Genomic DNA, 20,845 nt, shown 5'->3' on the forward strand with positions numbered 1-20,845 from the left:
CCCGAGCGGCCCGTGGACCCCAGCGGTCCACGGGCCGCTCTCGTCGTCGTGCGGGCCTGAGCCGACCGGAGCTCAGGCCGTGGTCCGGCGGGACCCGCGCAGACGGGCGAGGGCCCGGACGACGAGCAGCACCGCGGCGCCGACGACGAGGCCGAGGGCCATCGAGCACAGGGTCGCGCCGAGCCAGCCGACCGCGCCGCCGATGCCCGGGATGTGCCCGAGGTGCTCCTCGAGGTGATGCACCCAGGCGTAGGGGACCGCGGCGCCGAGCTCGTGCGTGCCCTCGAGGATGATGTGCCCGCCCACCCAGAGCATCGCGGCCATCCCCACGTAGCTGATCACCGTCATCACGTGCGGCATCGCCGTGACCAGACCTCGGCCGACGCGCTGCGAGGCGGGGGAGTCGCGTCGGGACATCGCCAGGCCCACGTCGTCCATCTTCACGAGGATCCCGACGGCCCCGTAGACGAGCGCCGTCAGACCGATGCCGACGACGATCAGCACCGCGGTGCGCATCAGGAACGGCTGGTCGGCTGCGGTGTTCAGCGAGATCACCATGATCTCGGCCGAGAGGATCAGATCGGTGCGCACGGCGCCCTTGACGACCGTGTCCTCGGCGTCGGCGCCCTGCTCGGCGGAGGGCGCATCGGCGGAGTCGCTCCCGTTCGTGCTCCCTTCGCCGTGCCCGTGCGGGTGGACGAGCTCCCAGATCTTCTCGGCGCCCTCGAAGCACAGGAAGGCGCCGCCGAGCATGAGGATCGGCGTGAGCGCCCAGGGCGCGAGCCAGGAGAGCAGCAGGGCGATCGGCAGGATGATCAGCAGCTTGTTGACCAGGGAGCCGCGGGCGATGCGCCAGATGATCGGCAGTTCGCGCTTGGGCTCCAGCCCGCGCACGTACTGCGGGGTGACGGCGGCGTCGTCCACGACGACCCCGACGGCCTTCGCGCTCGTGCGCGCGGAGGCCGCTGCGACGTCGTCCGCGCTCGCGGCCGCCATCTTCGCCATCGCCGCGACGTCGTCCAGGAGTGCTGCGAGTCCGCCGGCCATGGGTGTCCCTCTCGCTCATGGGCAGTAGCGCGCTCACACTACCGGCAGGCACCACAGGGCGCCCGCCGCCGGACGAAGGCCGCCCGCCGCTCCTCGCCGCGACGGCCGTAGGCTGGTGAGGTCTGTGCCGAGACGTCCGAGGCACAGGTCAGTGACGTGATCAGCGACGTGAGAAGGAGGGGCCGATGACGTCGGCACGCCAGTGGGCCGCGACGATCGCTCTCGCAGTGGGAATCTTCATCCTCATCACGATCGAGGAGCTCCCGATCGGCGTGCTCAGCGTGATGGCGCCCGACCTCGGGGTGAGCGAGGGCGTCGCCGGTCTCGCGGTGACGGTGCCCGGCGTCCTCGCGGGCGTCGTCGCGATCTTCACGCCCGTGATCGCGGGATCCCTCGACCGTCGGCTCGTCCTCGTGCTCGCGCTGGCCAGCGTGGTCGTCTCCTGCGTGCTGAGCGTCATCGCCCCCACGTTCGCGGTGCTCCTGCTCGCACGGCTCTTCGCGGGCGTTTCGATCGGGCTGTACTGGGCGGTCCTCGCGATCGTCGCCGTCGCCCAGATGCCGCCCCACCGCGCTCCGCGCGCCCTGACCGTCGCCTTCAGCGGCGCCGGTGCGGCGCTCGTGCTCGGCGTGCCCGTGGCCTCGTGGATCGGCACGCATCTGGGATGGCGCACCGCGTTCGCGGTCGTCGGCTGCGCGGCACTGCTCGTGGCGATCCTGATCGCCGTCGTGGTCGCGCCCGTGCGCACGAGCGCCCCCGTCTCGATGCGGATGATGGGGCGCGCCGCAGCCGACCGCGGGGTCCGCCATGCCCTCGTGCTGACAGCGCTCATGATCACGGCGCAGTTCATCACCTACAGCTACGTGAGCCCGCTCCTGCACTCCCGAGCCGGTGTGCCCTTCACGAGCATCGGCGGGATGCTGCTGCTGTTCGGCGTCGCCGGGATGATCGGGAACTTCGCGGTCGGCATGGTGCTGCGCCGCAGCGCGCCCCTCGGGGTGCTGGTGATCGCCGCGGGGCTCGCCCTCGCGATCCTGGTGCTCCTGCTGGCCGTGAGGTCCCCGGCTTCGGCGTTCGTGGTGATGCCGCTCTGGGGTCTGTTCGCGGGCGCGGCCTCGGTGACGGTCCAGGCGTTCGTGAGCTCGGAGGGGCGCGAGGTCGTGGAGGAGGGCACGGCGCTGAACAGCGCCGTCTTCAACGTCTCGATCGCGCTCGGCGCGCTCATCGGCGGGCGGATCCTCGACCTCGCCGGCCAGGAGGCACTGATGATCGCCTCCGTGGTGATGCTCGGCGTCGCCCTCTTGGTCGTCGCCCGTTACCTGCGCACGACCCCGACGCACGTGTGATCGGCCCGCGCGGAGTCTCCCGGACAGTCCGGCCGTGCTCGCCCCGCGCGGCGGCGCTCACGCCGCGATGCGGTGCTCAGCCCGCGATGCGGAAGCCCGACGTCCCGCGCGGCTGCTCCTCGCGCACTTCGGTCCCGCTCACCCGCGCGCTCGTCGGGCCCTCCTCGAGCCAGGCGAGCATCTGGCGGACCGCGTCCTCGGGGCCCTCGACATCGGCCTCCACGGTGCCGTCCAGCAGGTTGCGCACGGTGCCGCTCACGCCGAGCGCCTCGGCGCGGTCGGCGGCGGCCCAGCGGAACCCGACGCCCTGCACGCTGCCGCTGACGCGGACGATCCTGCGGATGCTCGACGTGGACATGTCTCCTCCTGCCTCGGATGCTGCCGCCGATTCTGCCCGTTCCCGCGTCCGCGCTCCAGTTCCCGGTGTCGGTGCCGGTGCTGATGCCGGTGCCCGGGCCGCGCCGAGCCGAGCATTGCGCGGACGACGGCCGCGCACGCCGGAGGGCGGGCATCCGCAGCCTTCGTGGCCGCGGATGCCCGCCCTCGTCGGCGTCCCCGATGGGGATGGGTCAGGCGCGCTCGCCCTCTCCGTCGCCCTCGACGGGACGCCCGTCGGCGTCGGTGATGTCGACCTCCTCGCGGCCCACCTCGCCGCTGACGGTCTCGGTGTCCTGGACGGTGCGGGTGCCGATGTTGACCTGCTCGGTCGCCACGGTCTCCTTGTTCACCACGGGGCGCTCCTCGGTGAGGGTCACCTCGGCCTCGGTCTCGCCGTCGGCGATCTCGCCCCCGGTCTCCTCGCCGGCGGGCACCCGCTCGACGACGACCTCCTCGCGCTCGACGGGAACCTCGACCTGCTGGGTCTCGGAGACCGTGTACTTGCGCAGGCGCACGCGGCCGGTCTCGACCTTCTCGGTGCCGACGTTCAGACGCTCCTCGTGGAGGGTCACGGACTGCTTACCGTCCACGTCCGCCTGGTCGTCGGCCGCTCCGGGCGCGTCGGGCGCGTCGGCTCCCGCGGCCGTCCCGGCCTCCCCGCTCGCCGTCACGCCGTCCTGAGCGGCTCGCCGCTGCTCGTCCTCGAGCGCTCCGTCCCCGGTCTGCGCGTCGGCCCCGGTCCCGCGCCCGGCGAGACCCGCAGCTCCGACGCCGGCACCCGCGGCGCCGACCCCGGCACCCGCGGCACCGACCCCGGCACCCGCCCCGGCTCCGGCCTGGCCGTCGGCGACGGGTGCCTGCTGCTGGCCCTGCTGCCCCTGCACGGCCGGATCCTGCTGCGCCGTCCCGGTGCGATCCTGCTCGGTGCCGCGGCCCTGCGCGTCGGCCTCGCGGTCCCGGCCGTCGCCGGATGCGGCGTCGGGATCGCTCACCCCGTAGTAGCGGTAGAGCTCGGACTCCTCCTGGCGGGAGATCTCGCCGTCCTCGTCGATGTTCGGGGCGTCCTTGATGAACGACTTCTCGTAGGGGACGGTGATGGCGCCCTCTGCGTACTTCGCCTCGGCCAGCGGGATGAAGGTCTCGCGCGAGCCGAAGAGGCCGATGTTGACAGTGACCCACGAGGGATCCTGCGAGTCCTTGGTCAGGTACACCTGCCCGACCTTGCCCACCTTCTCGCCCGTGGAATCGAGGACCTCGGCGGTCTGGAGATCCGTGATGCTGCCCTGGAACGTCATGCTGTTCTCCTTCTGTGCGGTCCGCTCGTGCGGATGTCGATCGACGTCGCACCGGACCGGTCGACGGCGTCGCGCTCGGGGAGCGTTCTTCGACCGTACCGACTGTTGTGATCTGCGCCATATCCGTCACCGAGAATTCGTCGGCAGGTCACTCGGGCTCGTGCGGCGCGGATCCGGCGCATGCGCGACCGGAGATCTCAGCCGTTGTCGCCGCCGGTGTCGGCGGTGATCGTGCCCTTCGACGCCTCGGACTCGTCGGCGTTGTCGTCCCACTGCCACGCGGCGACGTCGGGATGGTCCGTGCCATGGGTGTACGCGTACTCGCGAGCGCGGATGCGGGAGTCGACCATCCGCTGGCGCAGACCGGCGAAGCGGGTCCCCAGGCCGTCGACCCGGTCGATCGTGTCGATCACCAGGTGGTAGCGGTCCATGTCGTTGCGCATGAGCATGTCGAAGGGCGTCGTGGTCGTGCCCTCCTCCTTGTAGCCGCGCGCATGGATCCGTGAGGCGCGATCGTGGCGGTAGGCCAGACGGTGGATCAGCCACGGGTAGCCGTGGTAGGCGAAGACGACGGGGGAGGACTCGCCGAAGATCCCGTCGAACTCCTTCTCCGAGAGACCGTGCGGGTGCTCCGACTCGTGCTGCAGGCGCATCAGGTCCACCACGTTGACCACCCGCACGCGCAGGTCGGGGATCTGCTCGCGCAGGATCTTCGCCGCCGCGAGCACCTCGATCGTCGGGATGTCCCCGGCGCAGGCGAGGACGACGTCGGGCTCCTCGCCCTCGACCTCGGTCCCTGCCCACTCCCAGATGCCCAGGCCGCGCGTGCAGTGGACGATCGCCTCGTCCATGCTCAGCCACTGCGGTCCCGGCTGCTTGCCCGCGACGACCACGTTCACGTACTGGCGCGAGCGGAGGCAGTGGTCGTAGGTGGACAGCAGCGTGTTGGCGTCCGGCGGCAGGTAGACCCGCACGATCTCGGCCTTCTTGTTGACCATGTGATCGATGAAGCCCGGATCCTGATGGGAGAAGCCGTTGTGGTCCTGACGCCACACGTGCGAGCTCAGCAGGTAGTTGAGCGATGCCAGCGGCCGGCGCCACTCGAGCTCGTTCGTCACCTTCAACCACTTCGCGTGCTGGTTCACCATCGAGTCGACGATGTGGATGAAGGCCTCGTAGGAGTTGAACAGCCCGTGCCTGCCGGTGAGGAGGTAGCCCTCGAGCCAGCCCTGGCACTGGTGCTCGCTGAGCACCTCCATGACGCGGCCGCGCGGAGCCAGGTGCTCCTCGTCGTCGTCCGGCACGAACTGCGCGTTCCACTGCTTGTCCGTGGCCTCGTAGACGGACTGCAGGCGGTTGGACGCGGTCTCGTCGGGCCCGAAGATGCGGAAGTTGTCGGGGTTGGCCTCGATGACGTCTCTCAGCCAGTCGCCCAGCACGCGTGTGGCCTCCGAGGTGGCCGCCCCGGGGCGCGGGACGTCGACCGCATGCTCGCGGAAGTCGGGCAGGCGCAGTGCCCGCAGCACGGAGCCGCCGTTGGTCACGGGGTTCGCCGACATCCGTCGGGTCCCGGCGGGCGCGGTCTCCGCGTACTCCTCGCGCAGCCGCCCCTCCTCGTCGAACAGCTCCTCGGGTCGGTAGGAGCGCAGCCACGAGTCCAGGACCGCGAGATGCTCGTCGGTGTCGCGGGCGTTGGACAGCGGCACCTGGTGCGCGCGCCATGACCCCTCGGACTTCTTGCCGTCGATCTCCGCGGGCCCGGTCCATCCCTTCGGCGTGCGGAAGACGATCATCGGCCAGGTGGGCCTCTCCGGCTCCCGTCCGGCGGCGTCGTCCTCGGCCGCCTTCGCCTTGATCTCCGCGATGCGGTCCAGGGCCGTGTCGAGCACCTCGGCGAAGCGCGCGTGCGCAGCGAGCGGGTCCTCGTCGTCGAAGCCGCCGGTGAAGAACAGCGGCTCGTGGCCGTACCCGCGCATGAGGTCGGCGAGCTCGTCCTCGCCGATGCGCGCCAGCACCGTGGGGTTCGCGATCTTGTACCCGTTGAGGTGGAGAACGGGGAGCACCACGCCGTCGGTCAGGGGATTGATGAACTTGTTGCTGTGCCAGGACGTGGCCAGAGGGCCGGTCTCGGCCTCGCCGTCGCCGACCACGGTGAACGCGAGGAGACCCGGGTTGTCGAGGACGGCCCCGTAGGCGTGGGAGAGCGAGTAGCCGAGCTCGCCTCCTTCGTGGATCGAGCCCGGGGTCTCCGGCGCCGCATGGGACGGGATCCCGCCGGGGAACGAGAACTGGGTGAACAGGCGGCGCATGCCGGCCTCGTCCTCGGTGACCGAAGGGTAGGTCTCGGTGTACGTGTGCTCGAGGTACCCCGCGGCGACCACGCCGGGCCCGCCGTGGCCGGGACCGGTCACGTACATCGCGTCGAGATCGCGCTGGCGGATCGCCCGGTTCATGTGCGCGTACAGGAACGTGAGCCCGGGGGTCGTGCCCCAGTGGCCGAGCAGGCGGGGCTTCACGTGCTCGCGCGCGAGCGGCGTGCGCAGCAGCGGATTGTCCATCAGATAGATCTGGCCGACGGAGAGGTAGTTCGCGGCCCGCCACCAGCCGTGCAGGCGGAGAAGCTCTTCCTGGTCGGGGGCGGTGCCTTCGGCTGCGGGCCGGACTGCGGGCCGGACCGGCTGGGTCGGTGCCTCGTCCATGGGACTCTCCTCGTTCCTCGGGGGACCGGACGGATGCGTCGTGTGCCCCACGCTAGGGCTGCGTGCGCTCCCGCGGAACCCCTCGGGCCCGGTCCGCGCCGCGGCGCGCGGATCCGGCTACGCTCCGTGCATGGCACAGGCGAAGAAGCAGCAGAGCCCTCGTCCGACGAAGAGCACGAAGCAGGGCGGGGGCGCGAAGTCGGCGAAGCCGGCACAATCGGCGAAGGCGGCGACGAAGTCGTCGCGCGATCTCCGACCCGTCGTCCTCTCACCCGGCTCCCTGCCGGACGACGTCCCGAGCGGCTTCACGGTCCCGCCGGGCTGGGCGGGCGACGTCCACGAGTTCGACCCGCACGCGACCCCGGGCTTCGACGGCGGCAAGAAGAAGGGCGAGAAGCACCTCCTGGCCTGCGACGACTCCCTTGCTGATCTGCAGGAGCGACTCTTTGCAGCCCACCACGGGGCGACGTCCGGCGGGCGCAGCGTGCTGCTGGTCGTCCAGGGCATGGACACCTCCGGCAAGGGCGGGATCATGCGGCACGTCGTCGGCGCAGTGGACCCGCAGGGCATCTCGATCACCGCGTTCAAGGCGCCCACCGAGGAGGAGAAGCAGCACGACTTCCTGTGGAGGATCCGCCCGCACGTGCCCGCGGCCGGCCAGATCGGCGTCTTCGACCGTTCGCACTACGAGGACGTGCTCATCCATCGGGTCCACGGATGGGCCGACGCCGAGGAGATCGAGCGGCGCTGCGCCGCGATCAACGCCTTCGAGAAGGAGATCACCGACTCGGGGGTCACGATCGTGAAGGTCATGCTCCACCTCTCGTACGCCGAGCAGGGGGAGCGGCTGATGGAGCGCCTCGAGCGCCCGGACAAGCACTGGAAGTTCAACCCGGGGGACATCGACGAGCGCGGGTACTGGAGCGCCTACATGGACGCCTACTCGAAGGCTCTCAGCGCGACCTCGACCCCGCACGCACCATGGGTCGTGGTGCCCGCGGACCGCAAGTGGTACGCCCGGATCGCCGTGCAGCAGCTGCTGCTGCAGGCTCTGGGCGAGATCGACCCGCAGTGGCCCGCCGCGGACTTCGATGTCGCCGAGCAGACCGCGCGACTGCGGGAGACCTTCGCTTCGCAGCGATGAGTCGGGGCCGACGGGGCACAATGGACGGACCAGCGCACATCGAGCAGAAGGATGCATGACATGGCCACCACCGCCTTCAAGGGAACACCCGTCACCACCGTCGGCGAGCTCCCCGCTGTCGGCTCCGCCGCCCCCGCGTTCGAGCTCGTCGGGCAGGACCTCGGTGCCGTCGCCACGGGCGACTTCTCCGGCCGACGGATCGTGCTGAACATCTTCCCGTCCCTGGACACCGGCACCTGTGCGATGAGCGTGCGCCGCTTCAACGAGATCGCGAGCGGCCTGGAGAACACGGTCGTCGTGTGCGCCTCGAAGGACCTCCCCTTCGCGCAGGCCCGCTTCTGCGGCGCGGAGGGACTGACGAACGTGGTCACCGGCTCCGCCTTCCGGTCGAGCTTCGGGGAGGACTTCGGGGTCACGCAGACCGACGGCCCCCTGCAGGGCCTCCTCGCCCGCGCGGTCGTGGTGATCGACACGGACGGCACCGTGCTCCACAGCCAGCTGGTCCCGGAGATCTCCGAGGAACCCGACTACGACGCCGCCGTGGCGGCGCTCGGCTGACACGAATAGTCGTCGGACGATCGCCGTCCTGAGCGAGGCCCCGGGCAGTCATGCCCGGGGCCTCGCGCGTGCTCACGGCACGTGCGTCCGACGCGTGAGGCGCGGTCCAGGGCGACCCGCGGCCGGGTCTAGGGTTGCAGGTCGGACCGCATCCGCCGAGCGGTCCGACGCACACGCCCCTCGGGCCCCGAGGGACGGCGAAGGAGGAGAGGGCGCGTGGATCCGCAGTCGCTCGTGGTGCTGCTCGTGATGGGTGCCCTCGCGGGCGCGATCAATTCCGCGGTGGGCAGCGGATCCCTGCTCACGCTCCCCGTGCTCCTCGCCCTCGGCCTCGATCCCGGCACCGCCGTGCGCACGAACACCATGGGCATGGTGTTCTCGACCGTCGGCTCGTTCTTCGGCTACCGGCGCGAGATCTCCGCCGAATGGCGCGACGTGCGCCCCCTCGCCGCCATCGTGGTCGTGACCGCGACCATCGGGTCCTGCCTGCTGCTGATCTCACCGCCCGGAGCGCTCCAGGTCGTCGTCCCCGTCCTCATCGTGGTCGCGCTGCTGCTCGTGGTCTTCCAGAAGCGACTGGCCACCTGGATCCCTCGGCGGGGGACCGGCCGGGGGGACGCGGACGCCGGCAGCAGCGCGGCCGCCTACCGCTCGCCGGGCCTCATGGTCTCCATGGGAGCCGCCTCGATGTACGGGGGCTACTTCACGGCCGCGCAGGGCATCCTCTACCTCGGCCTGCTCGGTGCCTTCACCGGCCGCTCGATGAAGAGCGTCAACGCCGTGAAGAACCTGTTCAGCCTGCTGGTGAACGTGATGGCGGCGCTCGTCTACCTGGTGGCCCACTTCGCCTTCGGCGCCGACGTGCGGTGGGAGGGCGTGATCGCGATCGCGCTCGGAGCCCTGCTCGGCGGCTACTTCGGCTCCCACCTCACCAAGCGGCTTCCCGAATGGGTGCTGCGCGGCACCATCGTGGTGATCGCGCTTCTCGCCCTCGTGCGTCAGATCCTGGGCTGAGCGGCCCGCTCCGCTCCCAGGCCCCTCGACGCGGGCGGAGCGTGCGGAGAATTCGTTCGACGCCGCCGCCGTCCCCCCGATAGCGTCCCGCCCATGGGAACCCTTCTCCGTGCGGTCCTCGCGGACCGCGCACTCACCTTCCGCGACCGCCGCGCCTGACGGCGCGCCGTCGCATGATGCGCGCCGTCCCGTCGAGAGCCCTCGCACCCGGACGCGCGAACCTCGCCTCCCCCTGCCGCCGGCACGGGTGAGATGCCGGGTGCTCCGACCCGACAGCACGGAGACCACCCATGCCCCGCTCCCGCCATGGCGGACGCCATGAACTCGGCCAGAACTTCCTCGTCCACCGGCCCACTCTCGAGCAGATCGCCGATCTCGTCCCCCGGGACGGCACGAGCGTGCTCGAGCTCGGCGCCGGCGACGGCGCCCTCACCCGTGTGCTCGCCGCACGGGGCGTGACGCTCACAGCCCTCGAGATCGACGAGCACCGCGCCCGGGCGCTGCGCCGCGACCTGCCCGGTGCCCGCGTGATCGCCGCCGATGCGCTCAGCCATCCGCTCGAGGCGGCGACGATCGTCGGCAACATCCCCTTCCACCTGACCACACCCATCCTGCGGCGCCTGCTGCGGGAGCGCAGCTGGCGTCGCGCCGTCCTGCTCACGCAGTGGGAAGTGGCCCGCAAGCGCGCCGGGGTGGGCGGATCCACCCTGCTGACCGTCCAGGCCGCGCCATGGATCCACGCGAGGCTCGAGGGGCGCGTGCCGTCGCGTGCCTTCCGCCCCGTGCCCGCGGTCGACGGCGGGATCCTCGTGCTCGAGCGCCGCGAGCGTCCCCTCGTCCCGCTCCGGGAGCGCGCCGCGTACGAGCGCTTCGCGCGCCGCGTGTTCGCGGGCGGGGGAGGGACCCTCGAGAGGATCCTGCCGAGGGCCCTGCCTCCTCGCGGGGCGTCGGGCCGGCGCCGGATCGACGACGCACTGCGGGTGGCCGGCGTCGCGCGCCGGGACCGGCCCCGGGACCTCGCGCCTCGCCAGTGGGCGCTCCTCTGGAAGCGGCTCGGCCGCACGCCCCGCGACTGAGCGCGTGCCGGGCGCTCGTCGTCCGACGACCTCGTGGTCCGACGACGAAGGGCCCGGACGCCGAAGCATCCGGGCCCTTCCACTGGTCGACCGCACTCGGGAGGTGCGGTCGCCCCTCAGCGCGTCAGCGCATCAGCGGTCACAGCGCGGAGCTGATCTCCTCGACGATCGCGTTGAGCGTGGTCGAGGGACGCATGACGCTCGCGGCCTTCGCCTCGTCGGGACGGTAGTAGCCGCCGATGTCGGCCGGCTTCCCCTGCACGGCGAGCAGCTCGCCGTCGATGGCCTCCGCCTTGCCCGCGAACTCCTGGGCGATGGGGGCGAACGCCTCGGCGAGCTCCGCGTCGTCGGACTGCGCGGCCAGCTCCTGCGCCCAGTACAGGGCGAGGTAGAAGTGGCTGCCGCGGTTGTCGATCGTGCCCAGCTTGCGCTGCGGGGACTTGCCGTTGTTCAGCAGGGTCTCCGTCGCGCGGTCCAGGGCGTCGGCGATCACGCGGGCGCGCTCGTTGTCCTCGGTGCGCGCGAGGTGGCGCAGGGACTCGGCGAGGGCCAGGAACTCACCGAGGGAGTCCCAGCGCAGGTAGTCCTCCTCGACGAGCTGCTGGACGTGCTTGGGGGCGGAGCCTCCCGCACCTGTCTCGAACAGTCCGCCGCCGTTCATGAGCGGCACCACCGAGAGCATCTTGGCGCTCGTGCCCAGCTCCATGATCGGGAACAGGTCGGTGAGGTAGTCGCGCAGCACGTTGCCGGTCACGGAGATCGTGTCCTCGCCGCGGCGCACGCGCTCCAGGGTGTGCTTCGTCGCCTCGACGGGGGAGAGGATCCGGAGGTCCAGGCCCTCGGTGTCCTCCTCGGCGAGGTAGGCCTCGACCTTGGCGATGAGGTTGCGGTCGTGGGCGCGGGACTCGTCCAGCCAGAACACGGCGGGCATCCCGGACTCGCGCGAGCGGCGCACGGCGAGCTGCACCCAGTCGCGGATCGGGGCGTCCTTGGCCTGGCAGGCGCGGAAGATGTCGCCGGCCTCGACCTGCTGGGCCATCAGCGCCGCGCCCGAGGAGTCGCGCACCTCGACGCGGCCGTCGGCCTCGATCTCGAAGGTCTTGTCGTGGCTGCCGTACTCCTCGGCCTTCTGCGCCATCAGGCCGACGTTCGGCACGGTGCCCATGGTGGTCGGGTCGAAGGCGCCGTTCGCCTTGCAGTCCTCGATCGTCGCCGCGTAGACGCCCGCGTAGGAGGAGTCGGGGATGACGGCCAGGGTGTCCTGCTCCGCATCGTCCTTGTTCCACATGTGGCCGGAGGTGCGGATCATCGCGGGCATCGAGGCGTCGATGATGACGTCGCTGGGCACGTGCAGGTTGCTGATGCCCTTGTGGGAGTTCACCATGGCGATCGCCGGGCCCTCGGCGAGGCCCTTGGTGATCTCCTCGCGCACGCCCGCGGCGACCTCGGGGTCCAGGGCGTCGACCCCGGCGAGGATGCCGCCCAGGCCGTTGTTCGGGGACAGGCCCGCTGCGGCGAGCTGCTCGCCGTACGCCGAGAAGAGGGCGGGGAAGAAGGCGCGGACGGCGTGGCCGAAGAGGATCGGGTCGGAGACCTTCATCATCGTGGCCTTGAGGTGCACGGAGAACAGGACGCCCTGCTCCTTCGCGGCCCGGACCTGCGCGGCGAGGAAGGCGTCCAGCGCGCGGGCGCTCATGACGGTCGAGTCGACGACCTCGCCCTCGAGCACGGGGATCGAGGGCTTCAGCACGGTCTCGGCGCCGTCGGCGGCGACGTGGACGATCGAGAGCTCGTCGTCCTTCTCGAGGACGACGGACTGCTCGTTCGCCCGGAAGTCGTCGGCGTCCATGGTCGCCACGGTGGTCTTCGAGTTGGCGGACCAGGCGCCCATGCGGTGCGGGTGCTTCTTCGCGAAGTTCTTCACGGCCTGGGGCGCGCGGCGGTCGGAGTTGCCCTCGCGCAGCACGGGGTTCACGGCCGAGCCCTTGACCGCGTCGTAGCGGGCGCGCACGTCCTTCTCCGCGTCGGTCGAGGGGGACTCGGGGTAGTCGGGCAGGTCGATCCCGGCGGCCTGCAGCTCGGCGATCGCGGCCTTCAGCTGCGGGACCGAGGCCGAGATGTTCGGCAGCTTGATGATGTTCGCCTCGGGGGTCTTCGCGAGCTCGCCGAGCTCCGCGAGCGCGTCGGCCTCGCGCTGGTCCTCGGGCAGGAGGTCGGAGAAGGCCGCGACGATGCGGCCCGCGAGCGAGATGTCCCGCGTCTCCACATCGATCCCGGCAGTGCGCGAGAACGCCTCCAGGATCGGCAGGAACGACACGGTGGCGAGCATCGGCGCTTCGTCGGTGTGGGTGTAGATGATCCGCGACATGATCGGTGGGGCTCCCTCGGGTCGGGGTGATGTCTCGACGTCAAGACTATCCGAGGGCGCGCGCGGCGTCCTCAGGGAAGGCGGGACCGTGCGACCCCGGCCGCACGCTGCCCGCACGCTGCCCGCACGTCGCCCGCGCCCCGCCGGCAGCCCGCCCGCGCCGCGGCCGCGAGGGCGAGCAACGCGCGTCCCAGGCGTCGGGCCGAGGGCGCCGGTGCGCGGGCGTCCTCCTAGACTTCCCCCATGTCCTTCCTCTCCGTGACCGACCTGCGCGGGACCCGTCCCGGCCCCGCCGAGCTCGCCGCCTCCCTGCCCCGTCCCGAGGTCGACGTCGCCGCGGCGGCGGAGGCCGTCGCCCCGGTGATCGAGGACGTCGCGACGCGCGGCGCGGCCGCCGTCCTCGAGGCCTCCGAGCGCTTCGACGGCGTGCGGCCCGAGCACCTGCGCGTCCCGCCGGAGGAGATCGCGCGTGCGCTCGCCGAGCTCGACCCGTCGGTGCGCGCGGCCCTGGAAACCGCGATCTCGCGGGTCCGCGCCGTCGATGCCGCCCAGGTGCGCGAGCCCGACAGCGTCGAGGTGATCCCCGGCGGACGCGTCACCCAGCGCTGGGTGCCCGTGCGCCGCGTGGGCCTGTACGTCCCCGGCGGCCGCGCCGTGCTGCCCAGTTCCGTGGTGATGAACGCCGTGCCCGCGCAGACCGCCGGTGTGGGAACGATCGTGCTCGCCTCCCCGCCGCAGAAGGAGTTCGGCGGCCTGCCGCACCCCACGATCCTCGCGGCCTGCGCCCTGCTGGGGATCGAGGAGGTCCTCGCCGTCGGCGGCGCGCAGGCGATCGCTCTGCTCGCCCATGGCGCCGACGATCTCGGCGACGGCCGTGCGCTCGAGGGCGTGGACCTCGTGACCGGCCCCGGGAACGTCTACGTCGCGGCGGCGAAGCGTCTGGTGCGCGGCATCGTCGGGATCGACGCGGAGGCCGGGCCGACGGAGATCGCGATCCTCGCGGACGCCTCCGCCGCGCCCCGCCTGGTCGCCGCCGACCTTATCTCCCAGGCCGAGCACGACCCGATGGCCGCCGCCGTGCTGGTCACGGACGACGAGTCCCTCGTCGACCGCGTCGAGAAGGAGCTGGAGGCCCAGGTCCCCGCGGCCGAGCACCACGAGCGGATCGCCGAGGCGCTGCGCGGGCGTCAGAGCGGCGCGATCCTCGTGGACGACATCGAGCAGGGCCTCGCGGTCGTCGACGCCTACGGCGCGGAGCACCTCGAGATCCAGACGGCCGACGCGGCGGGCGTCGCCGCGCGAGTCACCAACGCCGGCGCGGTGTTCGTCGGCCCCTTCAGCCCGGTGAGCCTGGGCGACTACGCGGCCGGCTCCAACCACGTGCTGCCGACGGGCGGCACCTCGCGCTTCGCCGGAGGGCTCGGCGTGCAGTCGTTCCTGCGCGGCATCCACGTCGTCGAGTACGACGAGGACGCGCTCGCCGCGTCACGGGAGGCGGCGACGACGCTCGCCCGCTCGGAGGGCCTGCCGGCCCACGGCACCGCGGTGGACGTGAGGTTCGCTCCCGACGCGTGAGGGGCGGGCTCGTCGACGGGGGAGTGCTTCCGGCGGGGCTCGCCCCGGGTCCTCAGGAGTTGTCGGCCTTCTCGGCGACGGTCCTGGCCTCGGCGGCCTTCTCATCCGCGGTCCCGGTGGTCACCTCGGGCCCGGTCCCCGTCTCGAGATCGGCCTCGTCCACGACCTCGACGACCCTGCGCTCGCCGCGCGTGAGGAAGGTCGCGATCGCGCGCCAGCCGAGCATGAGCACGCCGAGGACGATCGAGGTGACGATCACGAAGGACACCTCGGTGCCGGCCTGCATGAGGGTGCGCACGGCCATGGCGCCGACGATGGTGATCGCCCACACGAACACGCCCTGCGGCCAGACGCGGAAGGGCGCGCGCCAGGTCTGCGCGGCCAGATGGCCGACGAGGAGGGCGGCAGCGAAGGGCCAGCCCACCAGCACGAGATTCTGCGTCGAGATGTCGTAGCCGTGCTGGAGCAGGCCGATCGCGACGAAGAGGACCACGGCGAGGACGTCGCCGATCAGGGCACCGAGGAAGCGAAGCACCGCGCCAGGGTACCGACCCGCGGGTGGTCGGGCGCTGGGAGCGTGGCGGGACGCACGTGCGCGGGGCGGGGGAGCGCCCGGCGACGAGGTGCCCGAGCAGGACCGATGGCGGCCGGTTCCGCGCACCGGGCGGCGCGGATCCCACCAGGTCCGGACCTCTACGATGGGGCCATGCCCACCTCGAGCCGACCCGACCCCGCCGCGCCCGGCGCCGAGCCCGCAGATCCCGTCGCGCGCCCGGGGATCCCGCCGCGCCGCGAGGACCTCGCGGGCGTCGAGCCGTACGGGGCCCCGCAGATCGACGTGCCGCACCTGCTGAACGTCAACGAGAACCCCTTCGGGCCGTCCGCCGAGCTCGCCGCCGACCTGGGACGCGCGGTGCAGGAGGCGTCGGCCGGTCTGAACCGCTATCCCGACCGCGAGTTCACGGCCCTGCGCGCCGATCTCGCCGAGTACCTCGCCGCGGAGTCCGGGGTCCCTGCGCCCGCGGTCGAGGCGGTCTGGGCGGCGAACGGCTCGAACGAGGTCATGCACCAGCTGATGCTCGCCTTCGGCGGGCCCGGCCGGACGGCGCTCGGCTTCGCGCCGCACTACTCGATGTATCCCGAGTATGCGCGCGACACCTTCACCCGCTGGGTTGTCGCCGACCGCGGCCCCGCCCCGGACTTCGCGCTCGACGCGGACGACGTGCGCGAGGCGATCTCCGCGCACCGCCCGCACATCGTCGTCCTCACCAGCCCGAACAACCCGACGGGAACGGCCCTGGACCCGGAGGTCGTGCGCGCCGCCGCCGAGGCGCTGCTGCCCAGCTCGGGGATGCTGGTGGTCGACGAGGCCTACGGCGAGTTCCGGCGCGACGGCGTGCCCAGCGCCCTCGAGCTGCTCGGCGAGTTCCCGAACCTCGTGGTCACGCGCACGATGTCCAAGGCCTTCGCGCTCGCCGGCGGGCGCCTGGGCTATCTGGTCGCGGATCCGCGGATCGTCGACGCCGTCCGCGTGGTGCGCCTGCCCTACCACCTCTCGGCCGTCACCCAGGCCGTCGCCCGCACCGCGCTCGCGCACCGCGAGGAGCTGCTGGGCCAGGTCGAGCGGCTGCGCGCCGAGCGCGACGCGCTCTTCGATCACCTCGTCGAGCGCGGTCACGTCGTCGCCCCCTCGGACGCGAACTTCGTGTACTTCGAACCGCTCCTGCACCGGGCCGCGAGCCGCCACGAGGTGTGGGAGGCTCTGCTCGAGCGCGGCGTGCTCATCCGCGAGGTCGGGCCCGAGCCCTGGATGCGGGTCTCCGTCGGCACGCCCCAGGACAACGCCGCATTCCGCACCGCCCTCGAGGAGGCCGACCCCCGATGACACAGATCCCCGACGCGCCCCGCGCGCACCGCACCGCGAGCATCTCGCGCACCACCCGCGAGTCCAGCGTCGAGGTGTTCCTCGACCTCGACGGCAGCGGTCAGGTGGACGTCTCCACCACCGTGCCGTTCTACGACCACATGCTCACGGCACTGGGCGCCCACGCGCGCTTCGACCTCACCGTGCGCGCGAGCGGCGACACCGACATCGACGTCCACCACACGGTGGAGGACACCGCGATCGTGCTCGGCCAGTGCCTGCGCGAGGCCCTCGGCGACAAGCGCGGCATCACCCGCTTCGGCGAGGCCACCATCCCGCTCGACGAGGCGCTCGCCCACGCCGTGGTCGACGTCTCCGGCCGTCCCTACTGCGTGCACACCGGCGAGAGCGAGGCGCAGGCCCTGCATCTCATCGGGGGGCACTTCACCGGATCGCTGACCCGGCACGTCCTGGAGTCGCTGTCCTTCCACGCGGCCATCTGCCTGCACATGCGCGTGCTCGCCGGTCGGGACCCGCACCACATCGTCGAAGCCCAGTTCAAGGCCCTCGCCCGGGCCCTGCGCGCCGCGTGCGCGCCCGATCCGCGCGTCGCCGACATCCCCTCCACGAAGGGAGCACTGTGAGCACCGCAGAACCGCCCCGCCCCTCCGGCGGCGACGACGACATCGACGCCGAGTTCGCCCGCCTCACCCAGGGCCTCGACCTCGGCGGCGGCGTCGAGGACGCCGCAGAGGAGTCCGCGCCCTTCACCGTCGAGGACATCATCGGCGGCGGGGACGACGAGGAGCCCGCGATCGCCGTGGTCGCCACCTCCGTCGCCTCCGCGAAGGCCCTCGCCGGCGCGATCCGCCTGGGCCGCGAGGCCCGCACCGACGGCGCCGACATCCCCGCCGGCGCCCGCGTCCACGACACCGGCATGGGCGCCATCGCCGTCGGCGCCCTCCAGGAGGACGCCGCCCACGAGCTCGCCGCCGTCACCTCGACCGCCCTGCAGCGCAACGGCGTCGTCCTGTTCTGGCGCAAGGGCGACCGCATGACCGCCACCCGCTACAAGGCGGGGGAGCGCGGGGACGACGTCTCGCCCGCGATCGTCATGGGCGCGATGGACGAGGTCGTCGAGCAGCTCATGCTCGGCTCGGCCGACGTCGCCACCCTCGGCGAGGGCTACGACCCCGCCGTCCTCACCCGTGACGAGGCGCTCGCCTGGATCGCGAAGGGGCGCAAGGGTCGATGAGCGGGAGCCAGAGCAGCCCCTCCCCGCAGAGCGACGCCCCTGCGCCGCGCGTCGTCGTCCTGGACCACGGCAGCGGGAACGTCCGCTCCGCCGTGCGCGCCCTCGAGGCCGCCGGGGCGGACGTCGAGCTGACCGCCGATCGGCAGCGTGCGCTCGGAGCCGACGGGCTCGTCGTCCCCGGCGTCGGCGCCTTCGCCGCGACCGCCGCGCAGATCCGTGCCGTGGGCGGCGACCGCATCATCGAGCGCCGCCTGGCCGGCGGGCTCCCGGTGCTCGGCATCTGCGTGGGCCTGCAGGTCATGTTCGCGGCCGGCACCGAGCACGGAGAGCGCGCGGCGGGCCTCGACCAGTGGCCCGGTGAGATCACCCGCCTCGAGGCCGACGTCGTCCCGCACATGGGCTGGAACACCGTCGAGGTCCCCCAGGGCAGTCGGCTGTTCGCCGGCATCGAGGACGAGCGCTTCTACTTCGTCCACTCCTACGCCGCCCGCTCCTGGGAGCTCGAGTCGCAGCCGCCGATGCCGGACCCTCTGGTCGCCTGGTCCGATCACGGCGGCGACCGCTTCGTCGCCGCCGTCGAGAACGGCGGGCTGACCGCCACCCAGTTCCACCCGGAGAAGTCCGGCGGGGCCGGGACGCGTCTGCTGCGCAACTGGCTCGCGGGACTGCCGCGCCTCGCGACGAGGTCGGCCGCCTCATGATCCTCGCCTTCGTCATGCTCTTCGCCGGCGGGATGCTGCTCGGCGGCGCGTGGTCCTTCCACCGTTCGGGCAAGCCCTGGTGGCTGCGGATCCTGCTCCTCGTCCTCGGTCTCGTCTGCGTGGCCGTCTGCATCTGGCGCATCCAGACCTGACGCGCGATCCCGCCGGCCCTCGGGCCCTGCCCGGCGCCTCGACCGGCCCTTCCTCTCACCTCTCCCACCGTCCGTTCCCGGAGGACCCCATGACCAGCCCCGTTCTCGAACTCCTGCCCGCCGTCGACGTCCAGGACGGCCAGGCCGTCCGCCTCGTCCAGGGCGAGGCCGGCACCGAGACCAGCTACGGATCGCCTCTCGAGGCCGCCCGCACCTTCGAGCACGGCGGGGCGAGCTGGCTGCATCTCGTGGACCTCGACGCCGCCTTCGGACGGGGCAGCAATGCGAACCTGCTCGCCGAGGTCGTCGCGGCCGTCGACCTGCAGGTCGAGCTCTCCGGCGGCATCCGCGACGACGCGAGCCTCACGGCCGCGCTCGCGACCGGGTGCCGCCGCGTGAACCTCGGCACCGCCGCCCTCGAGAACCCCGAGTGGACGGCCGAGGTCATTGCCGAGCACGGCGACCGCATCGCCGTGGGCCTCGACGTGCGCGGCTCGACGCTCGCCGCCCGCGGCTGGACCAAGGAGGGCGGCGACCTCTGGGAGGCGATCGAGCGCCTCGACGCCGCCGGCTGCGCCCGATACGTCATCACCGACGTCACGAAGGACGGCATGATGAGCGGCCCCAACGTCGACCTGCTGCGCCGCGTGTGCGAGAGCACCGACGCGAAGGTCGTGGCCTCCGGCGGCATCTCCTCGCTCGACGACCTCGCGGCGCTGCGGGCCCTGGTCCCCGAGGGCGTCGAGGGCGCGATCGTCGGCAAGGCCCTCTACGCCGGCGCGTTCACCCTGCCCGAGGCCCTCGAGGTGGCGGGGCGCCCATGACGCCCGCGGGAGAGGTGCCCGATCCGTCGAGCCGAGAGGCGCCGGGCCCGTCGAGCCGAAAGGCGCCGGATCCGGCCGGCGGAGCGGCGCCGGACCCGGAGAGCGCCGTGGGCGGGCGCTCCCTGCCCGCGCATTTCCGCGAGAAGTCGCGCTTCACCGACACCGCGGGCACCAGCTGGGCGGGCCGTGACTACACCACGAGTCCCTTCCCCGAGGACGACGGCACCACGCCGCGCCCCGTCGCCGAGGCGCTCGACGCGCTCACTGCGGGGCGCGACCCCTCCCGGCGGCACCTGGTCGCCGCGCTCGCGGGCAGCCGCGTGCTCGTGCCGATCATGGCCGTCGCCACCGAGGAGGGCACGACCGCCCACGGCCTGACCGGCGACAACGGAGCCGACATGGCGATGGTCTCCATCACCGCGCCCGACGGCTCCCGTGTGCTCCCCGTGTTCACCTCGGTCGCCCAGCTGCAGCGCTGGCAGCAGCGGGCCCGGCCCGTTCCCACGCCCACCGCGCAGGCCGCCCAGGCGGCCGTGCAGGAGGGCATCACCCAGCTCGTGCTCAACCCCGCCGCGCAGGCGGGAGAGGTAGGGGCCGGCGGGACGGGAAGCCCGGGCCCGGCAGGGGCGGACCCTGCGGCCGACGCGTGCGGACCCGTCCTCCTGCAGCGCTCCGTGCTGTGGGCCCTCGCGCAGGGGAGGGACTGGGTGCCCCCGCACGAGGACCCCGACGTCGCTGCGGAGCTCGCGCGCATCGCCGACACCCTGCCGGAGGTGCTCGCGCTCGCGCCGCGCCCCGGGGAGCGCGCCGAGGTGGACCTGCTGGTGCGCCTGCGTCCGGGTCTCGACGCGGCCGACGTGCAGAGGGTCGTCGGGGCGCTCGGGGAGCACCTCGGCGCCTCGATGCTCGTCGCGGACCGGGTGAGCTCGCTCAAGCTGACGCTGGGCCGGTGAGCGCGCCCGGGTCGACGCCCGGAGAGTGGTGGCGGTCGCTTCAGTCGCGGCGGTCACGTCGGCCGCGTCGGTCGGCGGGCCGACGGGGACTCAGCTGACGCGGCCGGTCCACTTCTCGCCCGGCGCGCGTCCCGGCTCGTCGGGGAAGGGCAGGGCCTCCGCGAAGGCGAGCTGCAGGGTGCGCAGGCCGTCGCGCAGCGAGCGCGCGTGCTCGTTGCCGACCTCGGGAGAGGCGGCCGTGACGAGTCCGGCGAGCGAGGCGATGAGCTTCCGCGCCTCGTCGAGGTCCTGGTAGTGGCCCGTCGCCTCGTCCTCGGCGAGCCCGATCTTCACGGCGGCGGCGCTCATCAGGTGCACGGCCGCGCTCGAGATGATCTCGACGGCCGCGACGTCGGCGATGTCGCGCGCGGCGTCGGAGGCGATCCCGATCTCGGCTTCCTGCGGAGCGTGGGCCGCGTGGTCATGACCCGCGTGCTCGTGCGCGCCGCCGTCGGAGGAGCCGTGCGCCCCCTCGAAGCGGAAGGACTGGGGGACCTCGGGGGCGCCGGCGGTGCCGGGGGAGTCCGCGTCGTCGGCGCCCCCGAGGTCCCCCAGTG

General features: G+C 72.7%; 20 protein-coding genes. 13 read left to right on the forward strand and 7 right to left on the reverse strand.

Annotated features, from left to right (window positions below; translation table 11 throughout):
- Window positions 1-72: 72 nt before the first annotated feature.
- The gene (locus MHY49_RS13515) at window positions 73-1,047 is read right to left on the reverse strand and encodes a DUF808 domain-containing protein (protein WP_239204900.1); all 975 of its coding nucleotides are present in this window, start codon (window positions 1,045-1,047) and stop codon (window positions 73-75) included.
- Between the two features lie 185 nt (window positions 1,048-1,232).
- On the opposite strand from MHY49_RS13515, the gene MHY49_RS13520 reads away from it, so the two are divergent.
- Window positions 1,233-2,393, forward strand: a complete 1,161-nt coding sequence (locus MHY49_RS13520; RefSeq protein ID WP_239204902.1) for an MFS transporter — start codon at window positions 1,233-1,235, stop codon at window positions 2,391-2,393.
- A gap of 76 nt (window positions 2,394-2,469) precedes the next feature.
- On the opposite strand, the gene MHY49_RS13525 is transcribed toward MHY49_RS13520, so the two are convergent.
- The 3 genes from MHY49_RS13525 to MHY49_RS13535 form a co-directional block, all read right to left on the reverse strand.
- Window positions 2,470-2,751: an acylphosphatase gene (locus MHY49_RS13525; protein WP_200501744.1), complete on the reverse strand. Its 282-nt coding sequence runs from the start codon at window positions 2,749-2,751 to the stop codon at window positions 2,470-2,472.
- 211 nt (window positions 2,752-2,962) lie between these two features.
- Complete coding sequence (locus MHY49_RS13530; RefSeq protein ID WP_239204904.1) at window positions 2,963-4,066, reverse strand: DUF2382 domain-containing protein; 1,104 nt, start codon at window positions 4,064-4,066, stop codon at window positions 2,963-2,965.
- Window positions 4,067-4,263: 197 nt separating this feature from the next.
- A complete protein-coding gene (locus tag MHY49_RS13535) occupies window positions 4,264-6,765 on the reverse strand; it encodes a phosphoketolase (protein WP_239204906.1) in 2,502 nt (833 codons plus the stop codon).
- Window positions 6,766-6,895: 130 nt separating this feature from the next.
- On the opposite strand from MHY49_RS13535, the gene MHY49_RS13540 reads away from it, so the two are divergent.
- The 4 genes from MHY49_RS13540 (at window position 6,896) to erm (ending at window position 10,557) form a co-directional block, all read left to right on the forward strand.
- Window positions 6,896-7,909 carry a polyphosphate kinase 2 family protein gene (locus MHY49_RS13540; protein WP_239204908.1) on the forward strand — a complete coding sequence of 338 codons (1,014 nt, stop codon included), beginning with the start codon at window positions 6,896-6,898 and terminating at the stop codon, window positions 7,907-7,909.
- A gap of 60 nt (window positions 7,910-7,969) precedes the next feature.
- Entirely contained in the window at window positions 7,970-8,467 is a 498-nt protein-coding gene (tpx, locus tag MHY49_RS13545) for a thiol peroxidase (protein WP_228357825.1), read from the forward strand.
- A gap of 216 nt (window positions 8,468-8,683) precedes the next feature.
- Window positions 8,684-9,481, forward strand: coding sequence for a sulfite exporter TauE/SafE family protein (locus MHY49_RS13550; RefSeq protein ID WP_239204910.1), 798 nt, complete (start codon window positions 8,684-8,686; stop codon window positions 9,479-9,481).
- A 290-nt stretch (window positions 9,482-9,771) separates the two neighbouring features.
- Window positions 9,772-10,557: a 23S ribosomal RNA methyltransferase Erm gene (gene erm / locus MHY49_RS13555; protein ID WP_239204912.1), complete on the forward strand. Its 786-nt coding sequence runs from the start codon at window positions 9,772-9,774 to the stop codon at window positions 10,555-10,557.
- Window positions 10,558-10,696: 139 nt separating this feature from the next.
- Here erm and MHY49_RS13560 read toward each other — a convergent pair whose 3' ends face one another.
- On the reverse strand, window positions 10,697-12,925 hold the full coding sequence (locus MHY49_RS13560) for an NADP-dependent isocitrate dehydrogenase (protein WP_239204914.1): 2,229 nt from the start codon (window positions 12,923-12,925) through the stop codon (window positions 10,697-10,699).
- Between the two features lie 243 nt (window positions 12,926-13,168).
- Between MHY49_RS13560 and hisD the strand changes: the two genes are divergently transcribed.
- On the forward strand, window positions 13,169-14,500 hold the full coding sequence (gene hisD, locus MHY49_RS13565; RefSeq protein WP_239204916.1) for a histidinol dehydrogenase: 1,332 nt from the start codon (window positions 13,169-13,171) through the stop codon (window positions 14,498-14,500).
- Window positions 14,501-14,552: 52 nt separating this feature from the next.
- Here hisD and MHY49_RS13570 read toward each other — a convergent pair whose 3' ends face one another.
- A complete protein-coding gene (locus tag MHY49_RS13570; RefSeq protein ID WP_239204918.1) occupies window positions 14,553-15,035 on the reverse strand; it encodes a DUF3054 domain-containing protein in 483 nt (160 codons plus the stop codon).
- A 171-nt stretch (window positions 15,036-15,206) separates the two neighbouring features.
- Between MHY49_RS13570 and MHY49_RS13575 the strand changes: the two genes are divergently transcribed.
- From MHY49_RS13575 to MHY49_RS13605, 7 genes are all read left to right on the forward strand, one after another.
- The gene (locus MHY49_RS13575) at window positions 15,207-16,385 is read left to right on the forward strand and encodes a histidinol-phosphate transaminase (RefSeq protein WP_239204920.1); all 1,179 of its coding nucleotides are present in this window, start codon (window positions 15,207-15,209) and stop codon (window positions 16,383-16,385) included.
- Window positions 16,382-17,008: an imidazoleglycerol-phosphate dehydratase HisB gene (hisB, locus tag MHY49_RS13580; protein WP_239204922.1), complete on the forward strand. Its 627-nt coding sequence runs from the start codon at window positions 16,382-16,384 to the stop codon at window positions 17,006-17,008. Before MHY49_RS13575 ends, hisB begins: the two co-directional genes overlap by 4 nt.
- Window positions 17,005-17,619: a hypothetical protein gene (locus tag MHY49_RS13585; protein WP_239204924.1), complete on the forward strand. Its 615-nt coding sequence runs from the start codon at window positions 17,005-17,007 to the stop codon at window positions 17,617-17,619. The genes hisB and MHY49_RS13585 overlap by 4 nt, the downstream gene beginning before the upstream one ends.
- The gene (gene hisH, locus MHY49_RS13590; RefSeq protein WP_239204926.1) at window positions 17,616-18,320 is read left to right on the forward strand and encodes an imidazole glycerol phosphate synthase subunit HisH; all 705 of its coding nucleotides are present in this window, start codon (window positions 17,616-17,618) and stop codon (window positions 18,318-18,320) included. The genes MHY49_RS13585 and hisH overlap by 4 nt, the downstream gene beginning before the upstream one ends.
- Window positions 18,317-18,472 (forward strand): hypothetical protein, encoded by a 156-nt coding sequence (locus tag MHY49_RS13595; RefSeq protein ID WP_193636179.1) that lies wholly within the window; start codon window positions 18,317-18,319, stop codon window positions 18,470-18,472. Before hisH ends, MHY49_RS13595 begins: the two co-directional genes overlap by 4 nt.
- Window positions 18,473-18,561: 89 nt before the next feature.
- Window positions 18,562-19,296 carry a bifunctional 1-(5-phosphoribosyl)-5-((5-phosphoribosylamino)methylideneamino)imidazole-4-carboxamide isomerase/phosphoribosylanthranilate isomerase PriA gene (priA, locus tag MHY49_RS13600; RefSeq protein ID WP_239204928.1) on the forward strand — a complete coding sequence of 245 codons (735 nt, stop codon included), beginning with the start codon at window positions 18,562-18,564 and terminating at the stop codon, window positions 19,294-19,296.
- Window positions 19,293-20,249, forward strand: coding sequence for an SseB family protein (locus MHY49_RS13605; protein ID WP_239204930.1), 957 nt, complete (start codon window positions 19,293-19,295; stop codon window positions 20,247-20,249). The genes priA and MHY49_RS13605 overlap by 4 nt, the downstream gene beginning before the upstream one ends.
- Window positions 20,250-20,339: 90 nt before the next feature.
- Here the strand turns inward: MHY49_RS13605 and MHY49_RS13610 are convergent, their stop codons facing one another.
- Window positions 20,340-20,678, reverse strand: coding sequence for a DUF1844 domain-containing protein (locus MHY49_RS13610; protein WP_200502059.1), 339 nt, complete (start codon window positions 20,676-20,678; stop codon window positions 20,340-20,342).
- Between the last annotated feature and the right edge of the window lie 167 nt (window positions 20,679-20,845).

The sequence above is a fragment of the Brachybacterium sp. ACRRE genome, from assembly GCF_022346485.1.
Taxonomy (GTDB): domain Bacteria; phylum Actinomycetota; class Actinomycetes; order Actinomycetales; family Dermabacteraceae; genus Brachybacterium; species Brachybacterium halotolerans.

Bases quoted from the DNA above. Each gene is read 5' to 3' on its own strand.
- hisB (WP_239204922.1), top strand. From the start codon at position 16,382: ATGACACAGATCCCCGACGCGCCCCGCGCGCACCGCACCGCGAGCATC.
- MHY49_RS13575 (WP_239204920.1), top strand. From the start codon at position 15,207: ATGCCCACCTCGAGCCGACCCGACCCCGCCGCGCCCGGCGCCGAGCCC.
- MHY49_RS13520 (WP_239204902.1), top strand. From the start codon at position 1,233: ATGACGTCGGCACGCCAGTGGGCCGCGACGATCGCTCTCGCAGTGGGA.
- MHY49_RS13560 (WP_239204914.1), bottom strand. From the start codon at position 12,925: ATGTCGCGGATCATCTACACCCACACCGACGAAGCGCCGATGCTCGCC.
- MHY49_RS13540 (WP_239204908.1), top strand. From the start codon at position 6,896: ATGGCACAGGCGAAGAAGCAGCAGAGCCCTCGTCCGACGAAGAGCACG.
- MHY49_RS13525 (WP_200501744.1), bottom strand. From the start codon at position 2,751: ATGTCCACGTCGAGCATCCGCAGGATCGTCCGCGTCAGCGGCAGCGTG.
- MHY49_RS13535 (WP_239204906.1), bottom strand. From the start codon at position 6,765: ATGGACGAGGCACCGACCCAGCCGGTCCGGCCCGCAGTCCGGCCCGCA.
- tpx (WP_228357825.1), top strand. From the start codon at position 7,970: ATGGCCACCACCGCCTTCAAGGGAACACCCGTCACCACCGTCGGCGAG.
- MHY49_RS13595 (WP_193636179.1), top strand. From the start codon at position 18,317: ATGATCCTCGCCTTCGTCATGCTCTTCGCCGGCGGGATGCTGCTCGGC.
- erm (WP_239204912.1), top strand. From the start codon at position 9,772: ATGCCCCGCTCCCGCCATGGCGGACGCCATGAACTCGGCCAGAACTTC.
- MHY49_RS13530 (WP_239204904.1), bottom strand. From the start codon at position 4,066: ATGACGTTCCAGGGCAGCATCACGGATCTCCAGACCGCCGAGGTCCTC.
- MHY49_RS13515 (WP_239204900.1), bottom strand. From the start codon at position 1,047: ATGGCCGGCGGACTCGCAGCACTCCTGGACGACGTCGCGGCGATGGCG.
- hisH (WP_239204926.1), top strand. From the start codon at position 17,616: ATGAGCGGGAGCCAGAGCAGCCCCTCCCCGCAGAGCGACGCCCCTGCG.
- MHY49_RS13605 (WP_239204930.1), top strand. From the start codon at position 19,293: ATGACGCCCGCGGGAGAGGTGCCCGATCCGTCGAGCCGAGAGGCGCCG.
- priA (WP_239204928.1), top strand. From the start codon at position 18,562: ATGACCAGCCCCGTTCTCGAACTCCTGCCCGCCGTCGACGTCCAGGAC.
- hisD (WP_239204916.1), top strand. From the start codon at position 13,169: ATGTCCTTCCTCTCCGTGACCGACCTGCGCGGGACCCGTCCCGGCCCC.